The organism is Sphaerisporangium perillae, from assembly GCF_023276435.1.
Taxonomy (GTDB): Bacteria; Actinomycetota; Actinomycetes; order Streptosporangiales; family Streptosporangiaceae; genus Sphaerisporangium; species Sphaerisporangium perillae.
In genome coordinates, this window is the sequence record NZ_JALLPO010000027.1 from 25988 (window position 1) to 52068 (window position 26081).

A 26081-nucleotide genomic window follows, 5' to 3' on the forward strand; every position below is an offset into this window, starting at 1 on the left:
TTCTCGCGGCGGGCCACCCTCACCTCCCCGGAGCGGGAGAGCCTGGTCAGGCCGTGCTCGGCGCCCGGTGGTCGGTCAAAGTGGCATGGTGGTCGGCGTCGCGCGGGCCGTCGGGGTCGGCGTGCACGGTGGCCGCGCGCAGGCGGGACACCTCGTGGATCAGCCGGTGCTCGGCCTCGACGGCGACCGCGTGCGCCTCGATGAGGGACAGGCGATGGTCGACCGCGATGTCCACCTCGGCCCGCAGGACATGGCCGATCCACCTCATCCGCACCGAACCCACCCTCCGCACCCCGGGAGTGCCGGCCAGGACGCGCTCGGCATGATCGAGCAGAGCGGGATCGACGGCGTCCATCAGGCGGTGGTAGATCTCCCGGGCCGCGTCCCGCAGCACCAGGCAGATCGCCAAGGTGATCAGCAGCCCGACGATCGGGTCGGCGATGGGGAATCCGAGCGCCGCCCCGCCGGCGCCCAGGAGGACGGCCAGGGAGGTGAAGCCGTCGGTACGGGCGTGCAGGCCGTCGGCCACCAGAGCGGCCGAGCCGATCTCGCGGCCCACCCTGATGCGGTAGCGGGCCACCCACTCGTTGCCGAGGAAACCGACCAGACCGGCGGCGGCCACCCAGCCCAGCGCGTGAACGTCCTGCGGGGCCAGCAGCCGCTGGATCGCCTCGTATCCGGCGAAGACGGCCGAGGCGGTGATGATGACGACGATCATCAGCCCGGCGAGGTCCTCGGCCTTGCCATAGCCGTAGGTGTACCGCCGGGTCGCCGCCCGCCGCCCCAGCCAGAAGGCGATGCCGAGCGGGACGGCGGTGAGGGCGTCGGCGAAGTTGTGCAGCGTGTCACCCAGCAACGCCACCGACCCGGAGAAGGCGACGATCACGGCCTGCGCGACGGCGGTGATCAGCAGTACCGTGAACGACAGGGCGAGCACCCGCATGCCCCGGCTGCTGGACTCCAGCGCCGCGTCGGTCTTGTCGGCGCTGTCATGGCTGTGCGGGGTGATCACATGCGACGCCCACGACAGAAGCCGCGCCCTCACACCCCCCGAGCCACCTCCCCCATGCCCATGCCCATGCCCGTGGCCCTCTCCGTCCCCATGCCCGTGACCATGGCCTTCGTGATGCTGGGGACCACGGCCCTCGAGATACTCGTGCACGTGGCCCTCGTCGTGCGCGGGACCACGGCCCTCGGGATGCTCTGGACCATGGCCCTCGTGATGCCCATGCCCGTGGTCCTGTCCGTCGTGGCCTTGGGCGCCTTCCCCGTGCCCTTCCCCGTGCCCGTGACCACGGCCCTCATGATGCTCGTGCACGTGGCCCTGTCCGTCCTGGCCTTGTTCGCGCTCGCGCGTACGAGCGTGGTCGAGCCCACCGGACTCGTCGGGGGATGAAGAACCGGACCGCTGCTGGTCGGACATGGTTTCCTCGCTTGCGGACGGGGACCCTTGCGTGGAGTATATGTAGCCATGTACGCACGCGACAACGGATCAGGTGCGCATCCGTTGCAGGAGCAACCCACCGCCGCTCAGGTGGAGACGGCCGTGGAGGCGTTCCGCATGCTCAGCGACGGGACGCGCCTGCGCCTGATGTGGCTGCTGGCCGCCGGCGAGTACGACGTCTCGTCGCTGGCCGAGACCATCGGCGTGGCCCGCCCCTCGGTCTCCCAGCACCTCGCCAAGCTCCGCCTCGCCGGTCTGGTCGACACCCGCAGGCACGGCCGCCGCATCCTCTACCGGGCCCGCGACGCCCACGTCCGCAGGCTGATCTCCGAAGCGCTCTTCCACGCCGACCACGAGGTCTCCCGCATCCCCCGCCACGAAACCTGACCGGACGACTCCAACCGCACCCGGCAGACGGCATCCGGCAGATGGCGGATGGACACAGCTCAGCCCTCTGGTCAGCGTCCAGCCGGCCGGGAGTCGATGTCTGGCCGCGCCCGGCGGTCGAGCCCGGCCGTGCAGGCGGTCGCGTGGGCGTCGAACCCGGTCGAGCCAAGTCAGGCGTCGAAGGCCGCGGCCAGCGCCTGGGCCTCGGCGTAGGAGGGTAGGCCGGTCACGGTCACCTCCTCGTGCGCGAGGGCCCAGGCGAGTTCGACGGCATTGTGCACCGCCGCCCGGAACAGCAGCGATCCGCAGCTCACCCGCCGCACCCCGAGGTCGGCGAGACGATGGAAGGACGGGCCTCCCGGCGTGAGCAGGATGTTCAGCGGGGCGTCCAGCCCCTCCGCCAGCGTGGCAATGGCGTGCTCGTCGTCCACACCCGGGACGAACAGACCGTCGGCCCCCGCGTCCTGGTACGCCCGCGCCCGCGCCATGGCGGCACCCAGCACCCGATCCACAGCAACCGACCCGGACGACGGGCCTCCCGGGCCGACACCCGCAGGCCGAACACTCGCGGGTCCGGCCCCGCGCGGATGCGCGTCGTCCTCGGCACCCGGCGGCGGCCGCTCGCCATCTCTCAGCCAGTAGACATCCGTCCGTGCGTTGACGAACAGGCCGGGTACGGCGTCCTTGATCGCCGTTATCAGCGCGCACTGGCGATCCCGCGCGGTGAGGGTGCCGTCGGGACGGCCGTCCTCGATGTTCACGCCCACGACCCCGGCCTCGGCCAGTTCCACCGCGAGCTCCACCACCCGATCCGGGTGGTCGCTGAACCCGCCTTCGATGTCCACGCTGATCAGGGCGGGCAGCCGTGTGAGGCCGCGAGCCAGGCGCACGGTGTCCTCCCGGGTGGCGCCGGCCGCGTCCGGCTTGCCCGCGGCCGCCGCCACTCCGAGGCTGGTGGTGCCGATCGCGCTGAACCCCCGGGCCGCGAGCGCCGCCGCCGAGGCGTGGTCCCAGGCGTTGGGCAGGAACAGGGGGCGGTCCGCGTGGTGCAGGGCACGAAACTTGCCGAACCGGTCGTTATTCGCGTTCATCGGACACGGACCTCCAGTCGTAGGGGAATGCGCAGGTTGGCGGACGGCTCGTAGGCGCCCCCGGCCCCCGCCCGCTCACAGCCGGGCAACAGCGCCGAGAGAATCCCGCAGGCCAGCGCCACACCGTGCTCCATGCCGGGACACGCCCTCGCCCCGTACCCGAAGGTCAGGTGAGCAGGTTCCCCCAGCACCGGACCAGAGCCCGGGTACACAGGCGTCCGCTGATCTGAATCAGGCCGCAGGTGCTCGGGCGTCCGCTGCCCGAGGTCAGGGCGCAGGTGCTCGGGGTCAGGGCGCAGGTGCGCAGGAGTCCCCTGATCAGGATCAGAGCGCGGGTGTACGGACGTCGGCTCGCCGGGGTCGCCGGTCGAGTGGGGATGCGTGTGCCGGCCGGGGTCGAAACGATCGGGCTTGGGGAACACGCGAGGGTCGCGGTTGGCCGCGGCGAAATCCAGGATCACCAGCGTGCCGGGGGTGACGACCCGTCCCCCGATCTCGGCGACGGCGGTGGCCGACCGCCGGGTGGAGCGGACCGGAGGGTTCAGGCGCAGCGTCTCGGCGACCAGCGCCTCGACCGGCCATTCCCGCCGTGAGGCGGCCGGGAGCCGCAGAGCCGCGTCCAGCGTGTTGCCGACCAGCCCCGCGGTCGCGTCACACGCCTGCACGAGCAACCCGATCCGGTTCGCCACCACCTCCGCATCGCCAGACCCAGCGCGATGGACCGCACCCTCCGCATCGCCCGGCACGGACCGATCGGCGGCACTCTCCGCGTCACTCGGCCCGATCTGGTAGGGCCCGTCCTGCGCATCGCCCGGCCCGGTCCGGCCGGCCCTGCCGCCCGCGTCGCCCGGACCTAGCAGGGCGACGAGTTCGGCCACGGCCGTGTCGGCGCGGGCGATCCGTTCCGGGGTCGCGCCCGGGTGGTAGGCCGCGGCGATCGCCGAGACGGCCCGTACGAGGGCGTCCTGGCCGGTCTCGTCGACGCCGAGCGCGCCGCCGAGAACACCGACAGGGACCGCGCGGGCGACCAGGGCCATGACGTCGAACGGCTCGCCACCCACGCGCCCGAGCACGCTCGCCGTCCTGTCACGGGCGGCCGAGCGCAGCGCGGAAGGGTCCATGCCGGCCAGCTCGGTGCGCACCAGGGCCCTGCGGCGTTCGTGCTGTGGCCCGTTGCTGAACCTCGAGACGCTGCGGCGCAGCCATCCCAAAGTGCCGGGCACCCCATGATCCTCAGGGGGCGGCGGCACGACGAAGCGCGGGTCGGCGAGGACGGCACACACCTCAGCGTGACCGGTAACCGTCACAGCCACACCCGAGCCGGGTGCGGGCCGGGAATCAGCTTCGGGTCTCGGTCCGGGTTCGGCTCCCGCTCCGGGTTTGTGGCGGGGTCCGGGGTGGGGTTCGGGTCCCGGCTCGGGCTCCTGAGCTGCGGCGATGGCCGGGCCGGGTGGTCCGCCCGTCGGTGAGGGTTCCATGCCTCGACGCTAGGACCGGATCCTTTCGACGGGCACCGAAACGTCGGGCCCTCACCGAAGGCGGCCGCAGTGACGCCGGGACGCGGCCGAGCGGCATGTCCGGACATAGCCGCGCGGAAGCGGGTGTTCTTCCGGACGGTCGCCTGGTTGCCATACGCACGCGGGGCAGCCAGCGTCCGCCGCGTCATACGAGCGCGGTGCAGGCGTCCTCCGCCCCCGCGTCATAGGCACGCAGGGCAGGACTCGTCCGCCGCGTCATACGCACGTGGGGGCAGCCGTGCTCTCCCGCGTCATACACACGCGGGTCGACCGTCGTCCACCGCGTCAAATACACGTGGAGGCGGGCGTCGTCCGCCGCGTCATGTGCGCGCGGGGCAGGCGGTCGTTCTGTTAGGGCGGCCGCCTGCCTCGGGCGCGGGTGGTTAGGGCCAGGTGTAGTTCAGTTCACGTGCGAAGTTGATGTACCCGGCCCGCTGGAACGACCTGGCCATCGGGACGTTGCCCAGGTCGGTGGAGGCCCGGACGCGCGGGACCTCCTGCGCGGCGAGGATGCGGGTGCCCTCGGCGAGGATCTCGTCGATGTACCCCTTGCCACGGTGCGCCGGCAGCACGCCGATGTAGGCGATGATCGGGTTGTACGAGTTGTGCGCCGGGATGACGAAGCCCACGGGCTCGCCGCCGGGCAGCGTGGCGATCCGCCACCAGTCGTGCGGGCTCGTGTAGCCCACCAGCTCGCCGTCGTACTGCTCGGCGGCGGCCTTCTCCGGGGGCATCCTGGTCAGATCGCTACAGCTGTGGGCGTCCAGGGTGCCTTCCAGGACCATGGTCATCAGCGCCACGAGCTCGTCGCGGTCCGCCACGGGCCGGAACGCCAGGCGGCCGGTCGGGGAGGCGATCGGCGTGCCCGGCCGCCACTCCAGGCGCAGCCGTTCGACGAACAGCCGCGCGCCGATCCGTTCGAGCGCCGCGACCCGGGTCTCGACGGCCTGGCGGACCGTCGCGTCGTCGCGCCAGCCCGGCGGGACGTACCGGATGTACTCCGGCGGGCGGCCGCCCTGCGGGACGACCTTGGCCATCGCGGCCTCCAGCAGGCGTACGCCCACGTCCACCGCGTCGGACTCACCGATGTCCCCGGCGAGGTCGAAGACGTCGAACAGGAAGGGAGTCTCCTCCCACGGCCTGCTCCACCACGCCGCCCTCGCGACCAGGCGGTCCCCGCGCAGGGCCACCCACATCCAGCCGGGCCGCCTGCGCCCGGAGTCCAGGTCGTCCGCCAGCTCATGGTTCAGCTCGTAGGGCAGCCGGTTGAAAAGCTCGAGTTCTTCGCGCCCGGTGATCGGACGCATGGTCAGGTCATGCTGTACTGCGGTCAAGGCACTCTCCTGTGGAGGCGCGCCCGCCCGCTCCGGGGTCAGCCCTGACGAGCACCCCAGGAGGACACGAGCGCGCTGATCATTCTGGTCATCGCCTCTTCCTCCTCTCGTTTCTCGCCCCGGCCGGCGACCCGGCAGGGGATCCAGTCGCAAGTTGTACCGGCACCGCTCCCGCCGCCGCAAGCGCTTTTCCGCCACCCGAACGCGCGAACCCGCCACCGCGCCACCACACCCGCCGTTCGCCAGGCCCCGCCGCTGACCGTGCCGTTCAGCGGGCCGCCTGCTCGACCGCAGCCTGGTATTCGACGCTGCCGGCGGTGAGGCGCATGTAGGCCTCCTCCAGGGAGGCGCCGCGCGGGGTCATCTCGTGGACGGGGATCCCGTGCCGCGCGGCGAGGTCGCCGATGCCGGTCACCTCCAGCCCGGTCACCGAGAGCCCGCCCGCGGGGTCGTCGGCCACGGTGGCTCCGGCTCCGGCGAGGACGGCGGTCAGCTCCGCCGCACGCGGTGAACGCACCAGCACACCGCGCCCGTAAGGGGCGGCGAGGTCGCGTACCGAGGTGTCGGCGATCAGGCGGCCCCGCCCGATGATGATCAACCGGTCGGCGGTGAGCTCCATCTCGCTCATCAGGTGGCTGGACAGCAGCACCGTGCGCCCCTCGGCCGCGAGGTCCCGCATCAGCTCGCGGATCCACCGGATACCGCCGGGGTCCAGCCCGTTGACCGGCTCGTCGAACATGAGGATCCCCGGGTCGCCGAGCAGGGCCGAGGCGATGCCGAGCCGCTGCTTCATGCCCAGGGAGAAGCCGCCGGCCCTGTCGCGGGCGACGCCGGCCAGGCCGACCTGTTCCAGCACCTCCGACACGCGCGCCTGGCCGATGCCGTTGGTCCGGGCTAGCCATGTGAGGTGGTCGAGGGCGCTTCGCCCGCCGTGCAGGGCCCCGGCGTCCAGCAGCGCGCCGACCTGGCACATGGGGCGGCGAAGGGACGCGTACGGGCGGCCGCCGACGAGCGCCTCGCCGGAGGTGGGCGCGCTCAGGCCGAGGACGGCGCGCATTGTGGTGGACTTCCCCGCTCCGTTGGGCCCGAGGAAGCCGGTGACCTGCCCCGGCGACACCTCGAACGACAGCCGGTCGACGGCGAGGGTGGCGCCGTACCGCTTGGTCAGCTCTCTCACTTCGATCATGGGGCCACGCTCCCGCACCGGTGCCGGGCTCCGCATCGGCTGGGGGCCGCAATCCGCGCGTGGGGCCGTAGGCGCACCTGAAGGCCGCGCACGGGACGATGTCCGCCTACGGGATGACATCCTCCGGCGGGAGGTGACCTGGCGGCCGTCACCGATAACCTCGACGGATGGACGACGCGAAGACGACCGCCGGGCCGCGGCCTTCTCGCACGCCTCCCCCCGCCCCCGGCGCCCCCGAGATGGCACGCGTGCTCTCTCCGGACGGCCCAGGGGCCGATCCCATGGACGACACCGACCGGCGGCCTCTGGACGACACCGCCTCACGCCCTCTGGACGACGCCACCTCGCGCCCTCTGGACGACACCGCCTCACGGCTTCTGGACGACACCGGCCGGTGGCCTCTCGGTGGCGGCGGCTCGTGGTCTCTGGGTGGGACCGGCCGGTGGCCTCTGGGTGTCCCGTCTCCGGACGGCCTCGGGTCTCGGCCGCTGGTGGGGCCGCGGCTGAGCCGGCGGCGGCTGATCGCCCTCGACGTGCTGGCCGCGGCCGGCTTTACGGCGCTGCTGCTGGCGTTCACGGTGCCGCGGGTGCCGGCCGCCGGCGCGCTGCCTGCGATGGCGCAGTGCCTGCTCGTCGCCTGCATCGGGCTTCCGGTGGCGGCACGCCGGCTGTGGCCGGTGCCCGTCTTCTGCGTCGTGCTCGCGATGACGGTGGTGTCGCTGTTCATCGACATGGCGCACGACTCCTTCGCCGCCGCGGCCTTCGCCCTCTATCTGGTCGCGCTCACCCGTCCTGGGCTTCGCTGGGTGCCCACCCGGACGATCGGCGCAATCAGCGCGGTCGTGATCGTCGGCTCGGCGGTGTCGGGCCCCATCGGCTGGTGGATGGAGGGTTTCCCGTTCCCCATGGTGGTGTTCGGGACGACCCTCATGGGCGGGGCCTGGACGATCGGCCGTGCCGTACGCGAGCGGCGGCTGTACCTCGACCGCTCGGCCACCGAGTTCGCCCGGCGGGCGGTCGCCGAGGAGCGCCTGCGCATCGCCAGGGAACTGCACGACGTCGTCGCGCACAGCATGACCCTGATCACCGTGAAGGCGGGCATCGCGGACCACGTCGCCGACGTCAGGCCGCAGGAGGCCCGCAAGGCGCTGCGCGAGATCGAGGCCGTGAGCCGGAGCGCGCTCACCGAGATGCGCCACCTGCTGGGCGTCCTGCGGTCCGAAGGCGACCAGGAGGCGGCGACCGACCTCTACCCCGCCCCCGGTCTCGCACGGCTGCCGGAACTGGCCGAGCGAGCGGCCCTCGCCGGGGTCCGGGTCGAGTTGGACGTGCGCGAAGTGGAGAGCCTGCCGGAGGGACTGGAGCTGTCGGCCTACCGCATCGTCCAGGAGGCGCTGACCAACGTGGTCATGCACGCCGCGCCGGCCCGGTGCCAGGTCACGGTCCGCGGCGTCGGGCGAGAGCTGCGGGTGGAGGTCCTCGACGACGGTCCGGGGACCCGCCTGCTGCCCGGCACGGCGGAGCCCGCCAGCGGCCATGGCCTGGTGGGGATGCGCGAGCGGGTCACGATGTACGGGGGAGCCTTCAGCGCGGGGCCCCGGCCCGGAGGCGGTTTCGCGGTTCGCGCCCGCATGCCGTACGAGCCCACCGCACGGCGGACCGGCGACCCCGAGCCCGCCGCAGGACCGACCGGTGACCCCGAGGCCGCCGCACGCCGCGCCCGGCCCGAGGCCGACGCACGCCGGACGGGTGACCCCGAGCGGGGCGCGGCGGATGGAGCCGTGGAGTGAGCGAGGACACGGCGGAGGCGGCGGGCGGGGACGTCCGCGTGCTGGTCGCCGACGACCAGGCCCTGCTGCGTGGCGGGTTCCGCCTGCTGATCGACACCGCGCCCGGTCTCACGGTCGTCGGGGAGGCCGGTACGGGCGCGGAGGCCGTCAAGCTGGCCCGCCGTGAGCGTCCAGATGTTGTGCTGATGGACGTGCGGATGCCGGAGATGGACGGCATCGAGGCGACCCGCCTGATCTGCGGCGCGCCGGAGACCTCCGGCGTGCGGGTGCTGATCCTCACGACCTTCGACCTGGACGCCTACATCTACGCGGCGCTGCGGGCGGGGGCGAGCGGGTTCCTGCTGAAGGACACCCGTCCGGCCGACCTGCTGGCCGCCGTCCACGTGATCGCCTCGGGCGAGGCGCTGCTGGCGCCCACCGTGACCAGGCGCCTGATCGCCGAGTTCACCCGGCGGCCGGAGCCCGCGCACGCCCTGCCGCGCGAGCTCGACGGGGTGACCGCGCGCGAGCGGGAGGTGCTCACCCACATCGCCCGTGGCCTGTCCAACAGTGAGATCGCCGAGCATCTGCACCTCAGCCTGGCCACGGTGAAGAGCCACGTCGGCCGCCTGCTCGCCAAGCTCCACGCCCGCGACCGCGCCCAGCTCGTCGTCGTCGCCTACGACAGCGGCCTGGTCTCGGCCCCGCCTCGCACCTGACACAAGCCCAGGACCGCATGCCGGCCGCCCGCCCGGCGCGACCCTCCACCGGACGCCCGGCCGACACGGCCCCGCCGGACGCCGCCCGTCCGTACCGGCCCGCGCGGCGCCGCCCACGCACGGCCGGTGGGCGGCGCTCGGTTCCGGCGCCGCCCTTCTGTGCCGCCGCGGGTCTCCGGTGTTCAGGCGGTGGGCACCTTGTCGAGGAAGCCGTGCACGTCGCGCAGGCGGCCGTCCTCGGTCAGCACCGCCACGTCGAAGCCGTCGACCAGCGACTCGGCGTCCGGCGCCGGGGCGAGCTGCCAGGTGAACCTGGCCAGGTTGTGGTGGGCGTCGACCGGCCCCGCCAGGCGGAACACGAACCCGGGGAACTGCTCCTGGACGGCGGCGATCGTCGCGTCGATGGCCGCGCGCCCTTCGGCGACGGCGAGCGGGTCGACGTAGGTGCCGTCCTCGGCCCACAACCGGTCGACGGCCGCGCGGCGGGCTGCCGGATCGGTCTGGTTCCAGGCCGCGATGTACTGGTTGACAAGTTCGTTGACGTCGCTCATCGCATGTACTCCTCAGGAGAATCGCATGATCCGCCCGGATCACGCGCAGGTGTCCGGACGGCCGGGTGCCGTCCAGGCCACCTGGTGCGGTGGCCTGGACGGCGGGGCGGACCGCCCCACGTCCCCAACAATGGCGACCCGGCGCCGGGAAATCGATTACGTGCCAGGTAACCCCCGAAGGGCCCCCGTCGCCACCGGCACCCTCTGGCGACGCGACGCGACGCGACGCGACGCGACGCGACGCGACGTGACGAGGACGACGCTGCGGCGAAGGCGACGGCGACGTGACGCGGAGCGCCCCGGCCGGTGCGATCAGCGGCCGAGCGTGCGGTACCGCCGGACCGACAGCGGAAAGAACACCACCAGGAGCAGCAGCGGCCAGGCCAGCGCCAGGAACGGCGCGTTCTGCGCGGCCCAGGAGTCACCGCCCCAGCCGGGGTTGCCGAACAGCTCGCGGGTCGCCGACACCGTCGCCGACATCGGGTTCCATTCGGCGATCGCGCCGAGCCAGCCCGGCATCGTGGCCGGCGAGGCGAAGGTGTTGGACAGGAACGCCAGCGGCCACACCAGGATCTGCACCGCCATGACGGCCTCGGGGTTGTTCATCACCAGCCCCAGGTAGACGCCCACCCACAGCAGGGCGAAGCGCAGGAGCAGCAGCAGGCCGACCGCCGCCAGCGCCGGGCCGGGGCCCTCATGCCAGCGCCAGCCGACCGCCAGCCCACAGGCGATCATGACGGCGAGCCCGAGGACGGAGTTCAGCAGGTCGGCGGCGCAGCGCCCCACCACCACGGCCGAGGGCGCCATGGACAGCGAGCGGAACCGGTCGGTGACGCCCTTGGCGATGTCGGCGCTCACCGCGGTGAACGTCGCCTCGACGCCGAACACCATGGTCATGGCGAACATGCCGGGCATCAGGAACTCCCGGTAGTCCCCTCCGCCCGGGATCGCCATGCCGCCGCCGAACAGGTAGGCGAACATCAGGACGACCATGACCGGGAACAGCAGCCCCACGATGACCTGCGCGGGCCGGCGGGCCCAGTGCGACAGGTCCCGGTGGGTGATCGTCCAGCCGTCGGCCAGGGCCCACCGCAGCCGGCTCGCCATCGTGCGGGGCGGGGCGGGAGCCGCCGGGGTGGTGATCGTCACGCCGCCACCTCCCCCGCCGGCTCGGACGCCCCGGCGCGGTGACCGGTCAGGCGCAGGAACACCTCGTCCAGCGTTGGGCGGCGCAACGCGATGTCCTCGACCTGGACGCCCGCGTCGTCCAGGGCCCGCACCATCTCGGTGAGCGCGGTCACCCGGTCGCGTACCGGGACGCAGACGCGCCGGTCCTCCTGGTCGCGCTCCGCCCGCGCCCCGGCGATCCGCTCGGCGATCGCCGCCGCCGCCCCGGCCTGCCCGGCGTCGCGCAGCACCAGGTCGATCTGGTCGCCGCCGATGGCCGACTTCAGCTCTTCGGGACTTCCTTCGGCGATGACGCGGCCGGCGTCCATGACGCAGATGGTTCCGGCCAGCCGGTCGGCCTCCTCCAGGTACTGGGTGGTCAGCAGCACGGTGGTGCCTCCGGCCACCAGCGAGGTGACCGCCTGCCAGACCTCGTCGCGTCCGCGCGGGTCCAGCCCGGTGGTCGGCTCGTCCAGGAAAAGCACCGGCGGGGCGAGGATCAGGCTCGCCGCCAGGTCGAGCCTGCGGCGCATGCCGCCGGAGTACCGCTCGACCGGCTTGTCGCCGGTGTCGGCGAGACCGAACCGTTCCAGCAGCTCGTCGGCCCGCCGGCGGGCCCTCGCGGCGCCGAGGTGGTAGAGCCGGCCGAACATCACCAGGTTCTGCCGGCCGCTCAGCACCTCGTCCAGCGCGGCGTGCTGCCCGACCAGCCCGATCCGGTAACGCGCCTGCTCAGGCCGGCGTACGACGTCGAACCCGGCCACCTCGGCCCGGCCGGCGTCGGGACGCAGGAGCGTGGTCAGAACGCGTACCGCCGTGGTCTTACCGGCGCCGTTGGGCCCGAGCAGCCCGCACACCGTGCCCTCGGGCACGGCCAGGTCGAACCCGGCCAGGGCCTCGGTGTCGCCGTACCGCTTGCGCAGGCCTTCGGCGACGATCGCGTGTCCCGTGGAACCCACTTCACTCTCCTCGGTCGCTCATCCGTACGCTGTACCGTACAGCATACGGCATGACGTACGGCCCAGTCGGATGATCTGCCGGGAAACCGCGCCGGCCCTGCCCGTCACGCGCCGGACGGACGCCTCCGCCCGCCGATCAGGGCCAGGCGGCGGGCGATAGGATCGGGGGCACGATGACCACCGAGTACACCGGCGCGGGAGACCCCGCACGCAGCCTCGCCCTGCTCTGGCGCACCCGCGAGAAGGCCAGCAGGAAGGGCAAGCCCGACCTCAGCGTCGACCGCGTCGTCCGCGCCGCCATCGAGGTCGCCGACGCCGACGGGCTGGCCGCCCTGTCCATGCGCCGCGTGGCCGAGCACCTCGGCGTCGGCACCATGTCCCTGTACACCTACGTCCCGGGCAAGGCCGAGCTGCTCGACCTGATGCTCGACTCCGTGTACGGCGAGGCCGCCCAGCCGAGCGACGTCGAAGGCGGCTGGCGCGGCAGGCTCGAGCTCATCGCGCGCGAGAAGTGGGCCCTCTACCAGCGCCACCCGTGGATCCTCTACGTCGCCACCAGCCGCCCGCCCCTCGGCCCCAACGTGACCGCCTCCTACGAGTACGAGCTGGCCGCCATCGACGGCGCCGGCCTCTCCGACCTGGAGATGGACTCCGTCGTCACCCTCATCTCCTCCTACGTCCACGGCGCGGCGCGAGGAGCCGTCGACGCCGCCCAGGCCGAGCAGCGCACCGGCATGACCGACGAGCAGTGGTGGTGGGCCCACGCCCCCTACCTCGCCAAGGTCATGGACCCCACCCGCTTCCCCGTCTCCTCCCGCGTCGGCACGGCCGCGGGCGAGGCCTACGGCGCCGCCTCCGCCCCCCAGCCGGCCTTCGAGTTCGGCCTGCAGCGCATCCTCGACGGCATCGAGACCCTGATCGGCACCCGCACCCCGCCCCACCCCGAGCAACCCCGCACCTAGGTCGCCCTGAGTCGATTGGTGAGCCCTTCACCTGCATCAACGCTCTGAGGGCGTCGCGGTGGGCCTGGGGGAGTCGGAAGACGTTGGCTCCCGAAATTGGCGTGGCTCCCTCCGGGCGGGGGAGGAGGCCACATGACTTACAACATCAAGTGTTACGACGGTGCCCCGGTCGAAGATCGTTTCCTCGGCGGCGTACGAGTTCTCAGGCGACGCCCGTGCTTAGCGTCGATCAGGGGTCCTGGCCGGCTCAGGACGCTCTCCCGCACGGGATCACTGATGCCTCGTCAGCCTACCGACCGCTGCTCCCCGACGGAAAGCCCGGATCGACCCGATCGCTCCGCCAACTCGGCGAGCCGCATCTCGGCTGCGCTCACGACCTCCAGGTCGGCCTTGGTGTGCGCGATCGCCGCGTCGATCAGGACGGCCACCAGCGGGTCGGCCTGCTCCCGCCGCTGCCGGGTGAGCGCGGCCAGGTCGGACAGGTAGGAGGTGCGCTGCCGGTCGACGAACGCGGCCAGCGCCTCGGGGCCGAGCCGGGCGACGCCCATCAGCTTGAGGAACAACTCGTCGCGGAAGCCTCCGGCGCGCACCACCGGACTGGCCGCCCAGTCGCGCAACTCGGCGAGGCCGGTGTCGGTCAGGCGGTAGATCGTCTTGTCGGGACGGTCGTTCTGGGAGACGTGGTCCCTCGTCACGTGGCCGTCGCGGACCAGCCGGTCGAGGATCTGGTACAGGTGCCCGATGTTCAGCCCGCCCCACTGGGGGCCGATGGCCGCCTCAAAGCGGCCCTTCAACTCATACCCGTGGCTGGGGCCGCTCGACAGCAGGGCCAGTACGGCGTGGCTCAACGGCATGCCGTCATCCTAGGGGCTTCCGCAGGTCGCATACATTGTGACAATGTATGGCCATGAGTGTGGAGATCAGGCTCGTGGCGGTCACACGGGCGTACACGTCGGGGCTCGCCCTTGACGGAGTCGACCTGGACATCGTGGCGGGCAGCACCGTGGCGCTCACCGGCCCCTCGGGGGCGGGCAAATCGACGCTGCTGCACCTCATCGGCGCCATGGACTTCCCGGACGGGGGCGAGGTCCACGTGGGCGGGCAGCGCGTCGACACGCTGCGGCGGCGCGGCCTCGAGCGGCACCGGCGCACGGTCGGGTTCGTCTTCCAGCGCTTCCACCTGCTGCCTGCCCTCAGTGTGCTCGACAACGTGCTCGCGCCGGTGCTGCCGTACCGGGTGGGCTTCGACCGCAGGGCGCGGGCCCGTGACCTCATCGCGGCCGTCGGGCTCTCCGGACGGGAGAAGTCCCTGCCCGGCGAGCTCTCGGGCGGCCAGCAGCAGCGGGTGGCGATCGCTCGCGCGCTCGTCGCCGAGCCGCCGCTGCTGCTGGCCGACGAACCGACCGGCAACCTCGACACCGCCACCGGCGAGGAGATCGTCGACCTGCTGCTGCGCCTGCGCGAGGAACGCGGCATGACCTTCGTCGTGGCCACACACAACCCCGAGGTCGCCGCCGCCTGCGACCGGGTGGTGCGGCTGCGCGACGGGCGCGTCGTCGCCGACCAGACCGTGGTGCCGTCCGACGACGTCATGGACCGGATCGGCAGGCTCGGATGATCCGGCTCGCGTGGGGGCAGTTACGGCACCGCGCCGGGCGCGCCCTCCTCCTGCTGCTGGGCATCGTCGTGGCGGCCACCGGATTCACGGTCCTGACCGGGACCGCGAGCACGCAGCGCCTGGAGATCACCGGCACCGTCCAGCAGAACTACCGCGCCCAGTACGACCTCCTCGTCCGCCCCAAGGGCAGCGCCTCCGCGCTGGAACGCGGGCAGGACCTGGTCCGCGCCAACTACCTGTCGGGCATCTTCGGCGGCATCTCCTTCGCGCAGTACGACGCGATCAAGAAGCTCGACGGCATCGAGGTCGCCGCCCCCATCGGCATGATCGGCTACATTACCGGCCGCGGCCGCGAGTCGTTCGACGTCGGCGCCGAACTGCGCGGCGAGCGCACCATGTTCCGCCTCCAGTTCACCCACGTCCTGGACCGCGGCCTGACCCGCATCTCCTACGGCGCGCCTGACTACTCCTACTTCACCCGCCGTCCCTTGGAGGTCGGGATGGGCGAGGGCGACCAGACGCAGTACGTGTCGGAGAAGCTGGCCGGCGGGCGCACCGTGTCCCTGGGCAAGCCGTTCTACCAGCCGCCCGACCCGGACCCCTCGCCGTACTACTTCGACCAGAAGAACCGCTCGATCGGCTGGTGGTCGGAGAAGACCGCCTACGACGGCGAGCAGCAGCCCACCCCACCGCGGCTGTCGATCGTCCAGGACTTCCCGTTCGTGCTGGCCGCCGTCGACCCGGACGCCGAGGCGCGGCTGGCCGGGCTCGACGACGCGATGACCGGCGGTCGTTACCTGAAGCAGCGGGAGTCGTCCGAGTCGCAGACGGCGACGATGCCGGGACTCAAGGAGATCAAGCTCATCGCCTCCGACCGCTCCTACACCGACCAGCGCGAGGAGGCCGTCATCAGCCGGCTGCCCGCCGCGGCGGCCGAGCGCGCGACGCGGGAGCCGTCCGCCCGCTCGTTCCGCGCCTACCTGGACGGGCAGCGGGGCCAGGAGGTGCTGCGCCGGACGTTCGACTCGCAGGAGTCCTACCGCCGGCTGCTCGATCAGTGGGAGAACCTGCCGCCCGGCGTCTGGAACCCGTTCACCCGCTACTGGGTGCCCGGCCCGACCGGCTACCGCGTCGACGGCCCGCGCCGGGTGGCCGCGCTGCCGGTGACCAACGACCCGGACGTGTGGAAGGACCCGGCGTACGACATGTTCGGAGGGCTCGGCGCGGCCACGAGGGCCCCGCTCGGCTCGGCCGACACGCAGTTCCGCACCCTGACGCCGCGCTACATCGAGGGCGGCATCGGCACGCTCACCTCCCGTGTCGTGGGCCGGTTCGACCCGGCGAAGATGCCCGGCATCAACGAGCTGACCCGGGTGCCGATGGAGACCTACAACCCGCCGGAGGCGGCGCCCGGGGACGCGCGCTCCCGGGAGCTGCTCGCGAACCGTCCGCTGCTGCCGGGCGACAACGTCGCCGGATACCTTCAGGCGCCGCCGCTGCTGCTGACGAACTTCGACGGGCTGCGCCTGATCACCGAGGCCACCAAGGGCGCGCCCGCAGCGAAGGCGCCGCTGAGCGTGGTCCGCGTCCGCGTCGCCGGCGTCACCGGGCCCGACGCGGTCTCGCGGGAGCGGATCAGCCAGGTCGCCCGCGACATCGTCGCCGCCACCGGGCTCGACGTGGACATCACCATCGGCTCCTCGCCGACCCCGGTCACCGTCGACCTGCCCGCCGGCCGGTACGGCCGTCCCGCGCTGACGCTCAGCGAGGGGTGGGTGAGCAAGGGCGTGGCGTACCAGATCCTGGATGCGGCCGACCGCAAGTCCGTCGCCCTGTTCGTGCTGATCCTCGCGGTGTGCGCGCTGTTCGTGCTGAACGCCGCGGCGGCGGCCGTACGGGCGCGGCGGACCGAGCTGGGGGTGCTCGCCTGCCTGGGGTGGGCGCGGCGGCGCATCTTCGGGGTCGTGCTGCTGGAACTCGGCCTGATCGGGCTGCTCGCGGGCGGGCTCGCGGCGCTGCTGGCGATGCCGCTGAGCGCCTGGTCGGGCCTCCCGGAGCCGGGGGCGCGCACGTTCCTGGCGATCCCGGCGGCACTCGCGCTGGCGCTGCTGGCCGGGCTGCCACCCGCGCTGCGCGCCGCGCGGGTGCCGCCGGTCGAGGCGGTCCGGCCCGCGCCGCGGCTGCCGCGCCGGGCCCGCTCGCCCCGCGGCGTCGCGAGCCTGGCGGTCACCGGGCTGACCCGCGCGCCCGGCCGTTCGCTGCTCGCCGCGGCAACGCTCGCGATCGCGGTGGTCGCGCTGACCATCCTGCTCGGCGTGACGTACGGTTTCCGCGGCCGGGTCGTCGGGTCGCTGCTCGGCGATGCGATCGTCCTGCAGGCGCGGGCCGTCGACTACGTGGCGATCGGGTTGATGTTCGCGCTCGCCGCCCTGGCCGTGGCCGACGTGCTCTACCTCGGCGTCCGCGAGCGGGACGGCGAGCTGGCCGCGCTGAAGGCGTTCGGCTGGCCGTCGGCGGCCCTGGCCCGGCTCATCGTGACCGAAGGGGTCGGCGTGGGCGTGCTCGGCGCCGTCGCGGGAGCGGGCGTGGGGTTGGCCGTCACGCTGGCCGTCACCGGGACCGCCGGGGCCGCCGTCGCCGTGGGGGCTCTTGTGGCCGGGGCGGTCGCGGTGCTGCTGGCGGCCCTCGCCTCAGTCGCCCCGGCGGTCCTCGTCCAGCGGCTGCCGCCGGCCCGGGTGCTGGCGCGCGAGTGAGGCGACGAAGTCGACGAACAGCGGGCAGTGCGCCCGCGTGATTGTCGTGCAACGTCCAGAGGCGTATGCCGGCCTCACCGGCCACAGAGCGGCGATGGTAACGATCGCGGAGATCGTCAACAGGACGCCCGCCAGAACTTCGAGAAGCACAGCGGTCGACATCGAGCCCTCCCCCAACGACCTCGCTGTGGACACGAGGACGAAGGTCTTCCCACACTTCCATGTCGCGCGAGAGGGCCACCCGCCGACTCCCTATGCTCGGGGCCCTAATGGCGATCGGAGTTGGAACGGCGGGTACTCCCCCGCACTGATTCCACTATCCGCAGGTCAGGCCCTAGTCAAATGCCTGCGGCCGTTCCAAGCTCCCGCTCAGGGTGGCGCAAGTGCGGCTCAGGGACTGGCCTAGTCCCGGCCCCCAGGCAGGGGGTGAGCGGGTCCGGGCAGGGCGGGAAACGCCGGGCAGGTCTCGGGCAATCGCCGGGAGCGGAAGAGTGGCCTGTGCGTGACAAGGGCGTCCAGGCGTTATGGTCAAGCCGATGGCGGAGTTCTGGCAGGGTGGACGACTGGCGGCGTGGCAGGAGGGTGCCGGTGGATCGCAGTGGGCCTGCGTCCGCGTACTGGCCGATCACCGATGATCTGAGCGCCTTACGGGGGCTGGTACGCGGCTATGCCGTGCAGGCCGGGCTCGACGGGGTCCGGCTGCAAGACCTGGTGCTCGCGGTGAACGAGGCCGCCGCCAACGTCCTCGACCACGCCCACGGCGAGGGGCACGTCCAGGCCTGGCACGACGACCGCTACGTCACCGTGGAGGTGCACGACTGCCTCGGGCGGCTCGTGCCTGCCCACGCCGACAGGCGCAACCCCGGCGTGAGCACGCTGCGCGGCCGGGGCCTGTGGCTCATGCAGCAGCTGTGCGACGAGGTGCGCATCACCAGAGACGCCAAGGGGTCGGCCGTGCGACTGCGCCAGGCGATCGAGGGCATGGCGCCGCCGGCCTGACCGAGGGCACCACCCGCAACCGTGCCGGGAGGGCGCGCACTCGGGCCGGCGGGGACTTCCTGATCAAGCCTGTCGATTCTGTGGGCAGGCGTGGCCGCGTCGCATATCGTCACCGATGTGGAGCAACAGCTGTCGGAACGCAGGCGGTCCCGGTGACGACACCGGGATACCGGCCGCCCTACCCCGCACCGCCGTCCCCGTTGGTCAAGCGCTCGCCCCGTGAGTAGGCCGCCCATGAACTTCACCGTGCACGTCGACGGCGCGTCCACCGCCGACGCCCACCCCTCCCCGGTGCGCATCCTGGTCCTGACGGGGGAACTGGACCATGGCAGCGCCCCGCATCTGCAGAAGGTCCTGGAGGAGGCCTACGCCCAACAGTGCCGCCACCTGATCATCGATGTCACCGGCCTGGCCTTCTGCGACTCCACCGGCATCAGCGTGTTCCTCGGCGCGCGCCGCGCCCTGGCGGCACACGGCGGCAGCGTGGCGCTGGCCGGCCTCAACTCGCGTGTCCAGCGGACCTTCCGCCTGACGGGCGTGGCCGACGCCTTCCCCACGTATCCGACCGCGGACGAGGCCCGCGCCGCCATCCTCGCTTCCTGATCTCCGGACCGCCTGGACCGTCCGCCGTCCCGCCTGGAAATCCACCCGGCCGCCCGCCGCGCGGGCCGGGGGGCGGCGCGTGCGGAGAGGGCGGTCTGTTTCGGTAAAGCTCATTGACCGGACTTGTCGGAGAAGTTACGTTACGTCGGCAGGGCGGGGGGGTCCCGTACGCGAAGGGAGAACCGTCCTCATGGCCATGATGGCCCGCATTGTTCGACGCATGCTCGCCTGTACCTCCGCAGCCGTGCTCCTCCTCCTCGGAAGCGCCCCGCCCGCCGCCTTCGCGGTGGACGGCACCCGAACCCCCGCCTCACCCTCCTATACCGTCAGCCTGACCAGCAACGCGTCGGGCAGCACCTGGACCGGGCACGAGAGCGTCACCTTCAGCAATCCCTCCGCCGACCCGCTCAACGAGGTCTACCTGCGGCTGTGGGACAACTACCACGGAAGCTGCCCCTCCACGCCGATCACCGTTACCAACGTGACCGGCGGCACCCCCTCCCCGCTGTCGGTCAACTGCACCGCCCTGAAGATCACCCTGCCGGCCCCGCTCGGCCAGAACCAGAGCACCTCGATCGGATTCGACCTCGGCATCGTCGTGCCGAGCGGAGCCGACCGGTTCGGCCGCGACGGCTCCTACAACTTCATCGGCAACGCGCTGCCCGTCCTCGCCGTCCGCGACGGCAGCGGCTGGCACCTGGACCCCTACACCAACAACGGCGAATCCTTCTACCAGCTGATCAGCGACTACACCGTCACCCTCGACCACCCGAGCTCCCTGTTCGTCCCCGCCACCGGCACCTCCGTCGACACCCCCGGCACCTCCGGACGCACCGTGACCAAGGCGACCGCCGCCAAGGTGCGCGAGTTCGCGTGGGCGGCCGGGCCGTTCACGAAGACCACGAGCACGACCAGCACCGGCGTCACGGTGAACGTCTACCGGGTGAGCTCGATCAGCTCCGGCAGCGCCTCCTCCATGATGACCACCGCGAAGAACTCGCTCGTCGCCCACGCGGGGCGCTTCGGCGCCTTCCCCTACGGCGAGGTCGACGTGGTGCTGGACAACAACTTCTGGTTCGGCGGCATGGAGTACCCCGGCTTCGTGCTCGACGTGATCAGCTCCACGGCCCTGGCCCATGAACTGGCCCACCAGTGGTGGTACGGCATCGTCGGCGACGACGAGTACAACAGCCCATGGCTGGACGAGTCGTTCGCCGACTACGCGACCGACCTGTACAACAACATCTCCGGCACCAACTGCTGGAACAACGTGTCCTGGCAGTCGTCCGCGGAGAAGATCAGCAACCCGATGTCCTACTGGGACGCCCATTCCAGCAGGTACGGAACGGTCGTCTACTCCTACGGCAAGTGCGCGCTGCACGACCTGCGCCGGACCATCGGCACGACGGCGATGCAGGACCTGCTGAAGAACTACGCCGCCTCCCACTGGTACGGGATCTCCACCACCGCCGAGTTCAAGGCCGCCGCCCAGGCCGCGACCTCGGTGAACCTGTCGTCGTTCTGGACCACCCACCGCATCGACGGCTGACCTCCGCCCGGCCGGCCCGTCCCGGACCTGAACCAATGTTCAGGTCCGGGCTAACCTTGGCCCATGACACGAGTCTCCTGGCAGGCCAAGCAACTGACCGTCGGAGAGCTCTCCGAGCGGAGCGGAGTGCCGGCCTCGGCCCTGCGGTTCTACGAGCGGCAGGGCCTGATCCACAGCCACCGGACGGCGGGCAACCAGCGGCGCTACACCCGCGACTCGCTGCGCCGCGTGGCCTTCATCCGGGTCTCCCAGCGCGTCGGCATCCCGCTCGCCATGATCCGCGAGGTCCTCGGGCTGCTCCCCGAGGAGCGAACCCCCACCCGTGCCGACTGGGCCCGCGTGTCCCAGTGCTGGCGCGACGATCTCAACACCCGCATCAAGCAGCTGGAACAGCTGCGCGACCGCCTCACCGACTGCATCGGCTGCGGCTGCCTGTCCATCGACATCTGCACGCTGGCGAACCCGGAGGACGCCCTCGGCGAGCAGGGCCCGGGCCCACGGCGGCTAAAGGCCTGAACGGGCAAGCCGAAGAAACCCACTATGAGCGTTTCGTCGCACTTCAGTTCGCTTGCCGGACCGGCAGGATCACCGCCGACGGGTGGGCAGGGTCGTGGAACACCCACTGGTCCGCGGCGTGGAGGGTGGCGGCGGTCGCCCTGGGTTCGCCGGTGCCGGGGTTGCGGTTGTAGCGCGGGAAGGCGCCGCTGGAGACCTGGAGGCGGATGCGGTGACCGCGTTTGAAGCGATACGCGGTCGGCCACAGCCGCACCGTCGCACACGAGGTCTCGTCGGCGCCGGTCAGGCCGGTCAGACCGTCGCACACGTTGGACGAGCGGCCCTTGTCGTCCACGTCGCAGAGCCGGACGAACACATCCGCGTACGGCAGGCTGGAGCGGAACCAGATCTCGGCGCCGACCTCGCCGATCACCTCTACGTCCTGCTCGAGCGTGGCGGTGGTGTAGGTGAGCACGTCCGGCCGCGCCTCGAGTTCGGTGTTGTCGACGCGGCCCGCCTTGACCCCGATCGCCATGCGGACCCCGCCGACGGCCGGGGTGGGATCGGCCGGGTCGTAGCGGTAGCCGTCCGGGGCCGACTCGCCGGGCACATCGGCGGCCAGGGCGCCCGCCGGGTGCAGGTGGAAGCGCCGCGGCGCGTATCCCGGCGGCGGCCAGGACGGGAAGTCGCGCCACGCATCCTCGCCCATCACGAACAGGCGTACCGGCGCGCGATCCGACGGCTTCTCGTCGCGGGCGTGGGCCAGGCCGAAGTCCAGGGCCTCGCCGACTGCCGTCGCCCCCGCGTTGAGGGAGATGTGCGACCAGGGGCCGACCGTGAGCCGGGACTGACGTCCGGCCGCCTGCAGCGTCCGGTGGTCGCGGAGCTGACCGGGCAGGAAGATGTCGTACCAGCCGCCGACCGAGCTCACCGGCACGGTGAGCTCGGCCACCCGTTGGCTGTGGTCGAGCACCGCCCAGTATGGCGAGTCGGCGTCGTGGGCGAGGCAGTCCTGGAAGTAGTCGGAGTGGCGGCCCATGGCGGCGATGTCGGCCCGGTTCAGCGGCAGCGTGTGCAGGGCGCGGCGCACCCCTCTCGCCTCAAGCAGTTGGCGCGGCATGGCCCACCGGCGTTCCTGGTTGGCGACCATGATGCCCCAGTTGAACGTCGTCTCCAGGGAGAATCCGTCCCGGCGGAGGAACTCCAGGGTTAAGGCCGATTCGGACACGTACGGAATCATCGCCTTGACCTGGGCCGGCAGCCGGCCGGCCACCGCCCACTGAACGAAGCCGAGGTAGCTGCCCCCGAACAGCACCATCGATTCACCGAACCAGGGCTGTTCGATCACCCAGTCCAGGGTGTCCAGCCCGTCCTCGCGCTCGCACCGCATCGGGTCGAATGCGCCGCCGGAGCCGAAGGTCCCGCGCGTGCTCTGCACCAGCACCTGGTAGCCGCGCTCGGCCAGCGGCCTGACCATCTGTGCGGCGCCCATGCCCACCCTGCCGTAGGGAATGCGGACGAGCGCGGTCGGCAGGCCGTCACCGCCGGATCTCGGCGCCCAGCGGTCGGCCAGCAGGACGGCCCCGTCGCGCATCGGCACCCGCAGATCGCGTTCGATGACCAGATCCCTGGTCAGGGGCGATGGAAGGCTCAGCATGCGCTGGATGAGACGACTGCTCAGGTTCATTGATCGAGTCCTTCGTCCGCTGGTACGTGGTGGCTGCCGCCGAAGGCCGCCCCGAGGCGGAGCATGCGGTGCGCCAGCTCCTCCGGGTCGAGGGGAGCAGCACCGCGGCCGCCATCAGCGCCGCACGTGAGCGCAGTACCCGCCGGTCCTGGGTGCGAAATTCCGATGGGTGACCGCATGGCATACGTCGAAGATATACACGAGTTTGCTCGCCGTCGCGCGCGCACATGGGGCGAGCGCGGGGCAGGTTCGGCCGGCGCGGACCGGGCGCCTTTACATTGTAGATTAACTTCGCTGGGCCGGCGGGACGGCGGCTACGGGGCGCCGGGGAGCGTGGCCATCCGTTCGAAATCCTGGTCGCTCGCCGGGACCTGCACGACCATGAGAAGGTCGGGGTGCTCGACCGGGCGGAGCTGGAAGAGCTCGAGCCCTATCCGCCCGAGCTCGGGGTGATCGATGCCGACGGTCACCGGCCGGAAGTAGCGGACGGGGTACTCCGCCCACCACTCCCGGAACTCCGGGCTGGCCCCGCTCAGCGCCTCGACGATCTCGGCGAACCGCGGGTCGTCGGGACGCCGCCCGGCGGCCGCCCGGAACTGGCTGACCATCGCGCGGGCGGCGGGCTCCCACCGCACCATGCGAGCGCGGTTCTCCGCGTCGGTGAACATCATCCACAGCAGATTGCGCCGGTCGCCGGGCAGCCGCCCCGGATCATGCCGGATCCGTACGTACGGCCCGTTCCACACCAGGAAGTCGAAGTGCGCGTCGTAGATGGAGGCGGGGTTCGGCGCGACCGCGTCGACCAGCCGTTGCAGCCGGGGAAGCACCTCGTCGGCGAGCGTCTCGCGCTCGAGGGCAGGCAGCCCGGCGATCTCGCGAAGGTGCCGGCGCTGGTCGGGGTCGAGCAGCAAGGCCCGCGCAAGCGCGTCGACGACCTGCGGAGACGCCGCGATGTCCCTGCCTTGCTCCAGCCAGGTGTACCAGGTGACCCCGACTCCGGACAGCTGGGCGACCTCTTCGCGGCGCAGGCCGGGGGTGCGGCGCCGGCCTGAGGCGTTGCCCACGGGCAGCCCGACGTCGGCCGGCCGCAGCTGCGCCCGCCGCGCGCGCAGGAAGGCGGCCAGCTCCGCGCGCCGCGCCGGCCGTCCCGGCATGAGATCTCCGCTCAACGCGATCCGCTCCGTCCCGGCGTGAGGTCGCCGCTCAACGCGATCCGCTCCGTGCCGGTATGAGGTCGCCGCTCAACGCGATGCGCTCCGTCCAGATCCGGGGTCGCCGCTCCTTGCCGTCCGGCGGGGAGCCGCAGGCTAGCAGGATCGGTACCAGGATCGATATCAGCATTCTCGCTACCGTGAGGCCATATCCCACATACCCGCCCTAGATCCCCCGCAGACCCCCGGATCCCCCGGCCTCACCGCCAAGGAGAATCGCATGGCTCACGGAAAGGGGCCGGTGCTGGTCATCGGCGCCACCGGGCAGCAAGGCGGCGCGGCCGCGCGCGAGCTGCTCGAACGCGGCTGGGCGGTGCACGCCCTGGTACGCGACCCCGGCAAGCCGGCCGCCACCTCGCTGCGTCAGGCAGGGGCCGAGCTCGTCACCGGCGAGCTGGACGACCCGGCGTCGCTGCGGGCCGCGATGGCCTCCGTGCACGGCGTCTTCCTCGTCCTGACCATGATGACCGGCCCCCGGGTGACCCTGGAGGGGGTGGCGGCGGAGGAGCGGCGAGGCAAGGCGGTGGCCGACCTCGCCCGGGAGACCGGCGTCGCGCACCTGGTGTACAGCTCGAGCGCCGGCGCGAACCTCCCCACCGGCGTCCCGCACCTCGCGAGCAAGGGCCGCATCGAGGAGCACATCCGGGCGCTCGAACTGCCGGCGACCGTTCTGCGCCCGGCCTTCTTCATGGACAACTTCGCCTCGCTCACCCGCCCGGTCCTGACCGGCGACGAGCTGGTGGTCAGCCTCGCGTTACGGCCGGAGGCGCGCATGCCGCTGATCGCGACGCGGGACATCGGCGCCTTCGCGGCGATCGCGTTCGACCGGCCGGAGCGGTATCTCGGCCGGGACGTCGAGATCGCCGGAGACGACCTCACCTGCTCGGGGATCGCCGAGACCTTCGGCCGGGTCCGCGACCGGCCGGCGCGCTTCCAGCAGGTGCCCATCGAGCGGGTGCGCGCGTTCGACGAGGAAGTGGCCAAGATGTTCGCGTGGCTGGATCGCCGCGCCACCGTGGCGCCCGACCTGCCGGCCCTGCGGGAGGATCACCCCGGCCTGATGACCCTGGAGACCTGGCTGCGCAAGACCGCCTGGACCCCCGCCGGCGAAGCGGAGGCGAGATGACCAGCGGACTGGTGCTGCCGCCCGGCGCGGGTCACCGCATCGAGGGCACGAGCATGACCTTGAAGGTCGGGGCCGGGCGGTCGCGGGTCTGGTCGATGTTCGAGGCCGCGGTCTCCCCCGGGTTCGACGTCGGGGCGCATCTGCACCGCGAGGCCGAGGAGGTGTTCTACATCCTCGATGGCGAGCTCGACCTGCTGGCCTTCGAGCCGCTCGTCAGGACGGCGGACGGCTGGGACGCCTGGGAGTCGGCCACCGGGGACAAGGTGGTCAGAGGCGGCCCGGGAAGCGTGATGTTCGTCCCGGCCGGCTGCCCGCACGCGTTCTTCAACCCCGGGTCCGCGCCGGTCCGGATGCTCTTCCAGGTGGCCCCGGCCGGCCACGAGCGCTACCTGGAGGAGCTCGCCGAGCTGCTCGCGGCCCCCGGACCACCCGACCAGGCCGCGATCGCGAGCCTGCGGGCCCGCCACGACATCCACCAGCTCACCCCGATGAACCCGGGCCGCCGCCCCGTCTGAGCCCCGCCGACCGGCCTTCCCCCGTGGGGGGCCGGTCAGCGCGTGTCGGTGACCATGCGCACGCCGAGGCCGATCAGCACCACGCCGGAGATCCGCTCCAGGCGGCGGCGCACCGCTGGCCGCTCGAACACCGGGCGCACCCGGCCGATCATCCAGATCACCCCGAGGTACCAGACGGTGTCGACCAGGCCCCAGATCGCGGCGAGCAGCATGAGCGTGACCGGCACGTCCGCGCCCGCGGGCACGAACTGCGGCAGGAACGACATGGCGAACACCGCGGCCTTGGGGTTGGCCACGGCCGTGGCGAGCCCGAGCACGTAGGACCGCCGCAACCCGCCTCCCGGCACCGGGCCGCCTCCGCCGCCCCCCGCACGGGCGCGTCCTGCTGGTCCTCCGGGCCGTGCGCGTCCTCCCGGTGCCCCGGCATGGCGATCAGGAA

The 26081-nt window shown here is 72.4% G+C and carries 25 protein-coding genes; 13 read left to right on the forward strand and 12 right to left on the reverse strand.

Features of this window, described 5'->3' with window-relative positions; all coding sequences use genetic code 11:
• Positions 1 to 46: 46 nt before the first annotated feature.
• Positions 47 to 1045: a cation diffusion facilitator family transporter gene (locus MYF83_RS25590; protein WP_248963250.1), complete on the reverse strand. Its 999-nt coding sequence runs from the start codon at positions 1043 to 1045 to the stop codon at positions 47 to 49.
• Between the two features lie 21 nt (positions 1046 to 1066).
• On the opposite strand from MYF83_RS25590, the gene MYF83_RS25595 reads away from it, so the two are divergent.
• Both MYF83_RS25595 and MYF83_RS25600 read left to right on the forward strand, forming a co-directional pair.
• Positions 1067 to 1396: a hypothetical protein gene (locus tag MYF83_RS25595; protein ID WP_248963251.1), complete on the forward strand. Its 330-nt coding sequence runs from the start codon at positions 1067 to 1069 to the stop codon at positions 1394 to 1396.
• Positions 1397 to 1507: 111 nt separating this feature from the next.
• Positions 1508 to 1831, forward strand: coding sequence for an ArsR/SmtB family transcription factor (locus MYF83_RS25600; RefSeq protein ID WP_248963252.1), 324 nt, complete (start codon positions 1508 to 1510; stop codon positions 1829 to 1831).
• A 170-nt stretch (positions 1832 to 2001) separates the two neighbouring features.
• Here MYF83_RS25600 and MYF83_RS25605 read toward each other — a convergent pair whose 3' ends face one another.
• From MYF83_RS25605 to MYF83_RS25620, 4 genes are all read right to left on the reverse strand, one after another.
• A complete protein-coding gene (locus MYF83_RS25605) occupies positions 2002 to 2922 on the reverse strand; it encodes an isocitrate lyase/PEP mutase family protein (protein WP_248963253.1) in 921 nt (306 codons plus the stop codon).
• A complete protein-coding gene (locus tag MYF83_RS25610) occupies positions 2919 to 4145 on the reverse strand; it encodes a cytochrome P450 (protein WP_248963254.1) in 1227 nt (408 codons plus the stop codon). Before MYF83_RS25610 ends, MYF83_RS25605 begins: the two co-directional genes overlap by 4 nt.
• 677 nt (positions 4146 to 4822) lie before the next feature.
• Positions 4823 to 5773: a GNAT family N-acetyltransferase gene (locus MYF83_RS25615; RefSeq protein ID WP_248963255.1), complete on the reverse strand. Its 951-nt coding sequence runs from the start codon at positions 5771 to 5773 to the stop codon at positions 4823 to 4825.
• A gap of 268 nt (positions 5774 to 6041) precedes the next feature.
• A complete protein-coding gene (locus tag MYF83_RS25620; RefSeq protein ID WP_248963256.1) occupies positions 6042 to 6959 on the reverse strand; it encodes an ABC transporter ATP-binding protein in 918 nt (305 codons plus the stop codon).
• A 281-nt stretch (positions 6960 to 7240) separates the two neighbouring features.
• Between MYF83_RS25620 and MYF83_RS25625 the strand changes: the two genes are divergently transcribed.
• Both MYF83_RS25625 and MYF83_RS25630 read left to right on the forward strand, forming a co-directional pair.
• Positions 7241 to 8749 (forward strand): sensor histidine kinase, encoded by a 1509-nt coding sequence (locus MYF83_RS25625; protein ID WP_248963257.1) that lies wholly within the window; start codon positions 7241 to 7243, stop codon positions 8747 to 8749.
• On the forward strand, positions 8746 to 9447 hold the full coding sequence (locus tag MYF83_RS25630) for a response regulator (protein WP_248963258.1): 702 nt from the start codon (positions 8746 to 8748) through the stop codon (positions 9445 to 9447). The genes MYF83_RS25625 and MYF83_RS25630 overlap by 4 nt, the downstream gene beginning before the upstream one ends.
• A 182-nt stretch (positions 9448 to 9629) precedes the next feature.
• On the opposite strand, the gene MYF83_RS25635 is transcribed toward MYF83_RS25630, so the two are convergent.
• The 3 genes from MYF83_RS25635 to MYF83_RS25645 form a co-directional block, all read right to left on the reverse strand.
• Positions 9630 to 9998, reverse strand: coding sequence for a nuclear transport factor 2 family protein (locus MYF83_RS25635; RefSeq protein WP_248963259.1), 369 nt, complete (start codon positions 9996 to 9998; stop codon positions 9630 to 9632).
• 312 nt (positions 9999 to 10310) lie between these two features.
• Positions 10311 to 11105, reverse strand: a complete 795-nt coding sequence (locus tag MYF83_RS25640) for an ABC transporter permease (RefSeq protein ID WP_248963355.1) — start codon at positions 11103 to 11105, stop codon at positions 10311 to 10313.
• A 38-nt stretch (positions 11106 to 11143) separates the two neighbouring features.
• Positions 11144 to 12124, reverse strand: coding sequence for an ATP-binding cassette domain-containing protein (locus tag MYF83_RS25645; protein WP_248963260.1), 981 nt, complete (start codon positions 12122 to 12124; stop codon positions 11144 to 11146).
• Between the two features lie 173 nt (positions 12125 to 12297).
• On the opposite strand from MYF83_RS25645, the gene MYF83_RS25650 reads away from it, so the two are divergent.
• A complete protein-coding gene (locus tag MYF83_RS25650; RefSeq protein ID WP_248963261.1) occupies positions 12298 to 13086 on the forward strand; it encodes a TetR/AcrR family transcriptional regulator in 789 nt (262 codons plus the stop codon).
• Positions 13087 to 13370: 284 nt separating this feature from the next.
• Here the strand turns inward: MYF83_RS25650 and MYF83_RS25655 are convergent, their stop codons facing one another.
• The gene (locus MYF83_RS25655) at positions 13371 to 13940 is read right to left on the reverse strand and encodes a helix-turn-helix transcriptional regulator (RefSeq protein WP_248963262.1); all 570 of its coding nucleotides are present in this window, start codon (positions 13938 to 13940) and stop codon (positions 13371 to 13373) included.
• Between the two features lie 53 nt (positions 13941 to 13993).
• On the opposite strand from MYF83_RS25655, the gene MYF83_RS25660 reads away from it, so the two are divergent.
• The 6 genes from MYF83_RS25660 (at position 13994) to soxR (ending at position 21124) form a co-directional block, all read left to right on the forward strand.
• Positions 13994 to 14704, forward strand: a complete 711-nt coding sequence (locus tag MYF83_RS25660; protein WP_248963263.1) for an ABC transporter ATP-binding protein — start codon at positions 13994 to 13996, stop codon at positions 14702 to 14704.
• Complete coding sequence (locus MYF83_RS25665; RefSeq protein WP_248963264.1) at positions 14701 to 17457, forward strand: FtsX-like permease family protein; 2757 nt, start codon at positions 14701 to 14703, stop codon at positions 17455 to 17457. The genes MYF83_RS25660 and MYF83_RS25665 overlap by 4 nt, the downstream gene beginning before the upstream one ends.
• A gap of 588 nt (positions 17458 to 18045) precedes the next feature.
• Positions 18046 to 18456: an ATP-binding protein gene (locus MYF83_RS43905; protein WP_248963265.1), complete on the forward strand. Its 411-nt coding sequence runs from the start codon at positions 18046 to 18048 to the stop codon at positions 18454 to 18456.
• Between the two features lie 234 nt (positions 18457 to 18690).
• Positions 18691 to 19059, forward strand: coding sequence for an STAS domain-containing protein (locus MYF83_RS25675; RefSeq protein ID WP_248963266.1), 369 nt, complete (start codon positions 18691 to 18693; stop codon positions 19057 to 19059).
• A 220-nt stretch (positions 19060 to 19279) separates the two neighbouring features.
• On the forward strand, positions 19280 to 20608 hold the full coding sequence (locus tag MYF83_RS25680) for a M1 family metallopeptidase (protein WP_248963267.1): 1329 nt from the start codon (positions 19280 to 19282) through the stop codon (positions 20606 to 20608).
• A 63-nt stretch (positions 20609 to 20671) separates the two neighbouring features.
• The gene (soxR, locus tag MYF83_RS25685) at positions 20672 to 21124 is read left to right on the forward strand and encodes a redox-sensitive transcriptional activator SoxR (protein ID WP_248963268.1); all 453 of its coding nucleotides are present in this window, start codon (positions 20672 to 20674) and stop codon (positions 21122 to 21124) included.
• A 43-nt stretch (positions 21125 to 21167) separates the two neighbouring features.
• Here soxR and MYF83_RS25690 read toward each other — a convergent pair whose 3' ends face one another.
• Entirely contained in the window at positions 21168 to 22790 is a 1623-nt protein-coding gene (locus MYF83_RS25690; protein WP_248963269.1) for a CocE/NonD family hydrolase, read from the reverse strand.
• A 314-nt stretch (positions 22791 to 23104) separates the two neighbouring features.
• A complete protein-coding gene (locus MYF83_RS25695) occupies positions 23105 to 23959 on the reverse strand; it encodes a helix-turn-helix transcriptional regulator (protein WP_248963270.1) in 855 nt (284 codons plus the stop codon).
• Positions 23960 to 24221: 262 nt separating this feature from the next.
• Between MYF83_RS25695 and MYF83_RS25700 the strand changes: the two genes are divergently transcribed.
• Together MYF83_RS25700 and MYF83_RS25705 are read left to right on the forward strand one after the other, a co-directional pair.
• Positions 24222 to 25127, forward strand: a complete 906-nt coding sequence (locus tag MYF83_RS25700; protein ID WP_248963271.1) for an NmrA/HSCARG family protein — start codon at positions 24222 to 24224, stop codon at positions 25125 to 25127.
• Positions 25124 to 25642, forward strand: a complete 519-nt coding sequence (locus tag MYF83_RS25705; RefSeq protein WP_248963272.1) for a cupin domain-containing protein — start codon at positions 25124 to 25126, stop codon at positions 25640 to 25642. Before MYF83_RS25700 ends, MYF83_RS25705 begins: the two co-directional genes overlap by 4 nt.
• A gap of 35 nt (positions 25643 to 25677) precedes the next feature.
• Here the strand turns inward: MYF83_RS25705 and MYF83_RS25710 are convergent, their stop codons facing one another.
• On the reverse strand, positions 25678 to 25974 hold the full coding sequence (locus tag MYF83_RS25710) for a LysE family translocator (protein WP_248963273.1): 297 nt from the start codon (positions 25972 to 25974) through the stop codon (positions 25678 to 25680).
• Between the last annotated feature and the right edge of the window lie 107 nt (positions 25975 to 26081).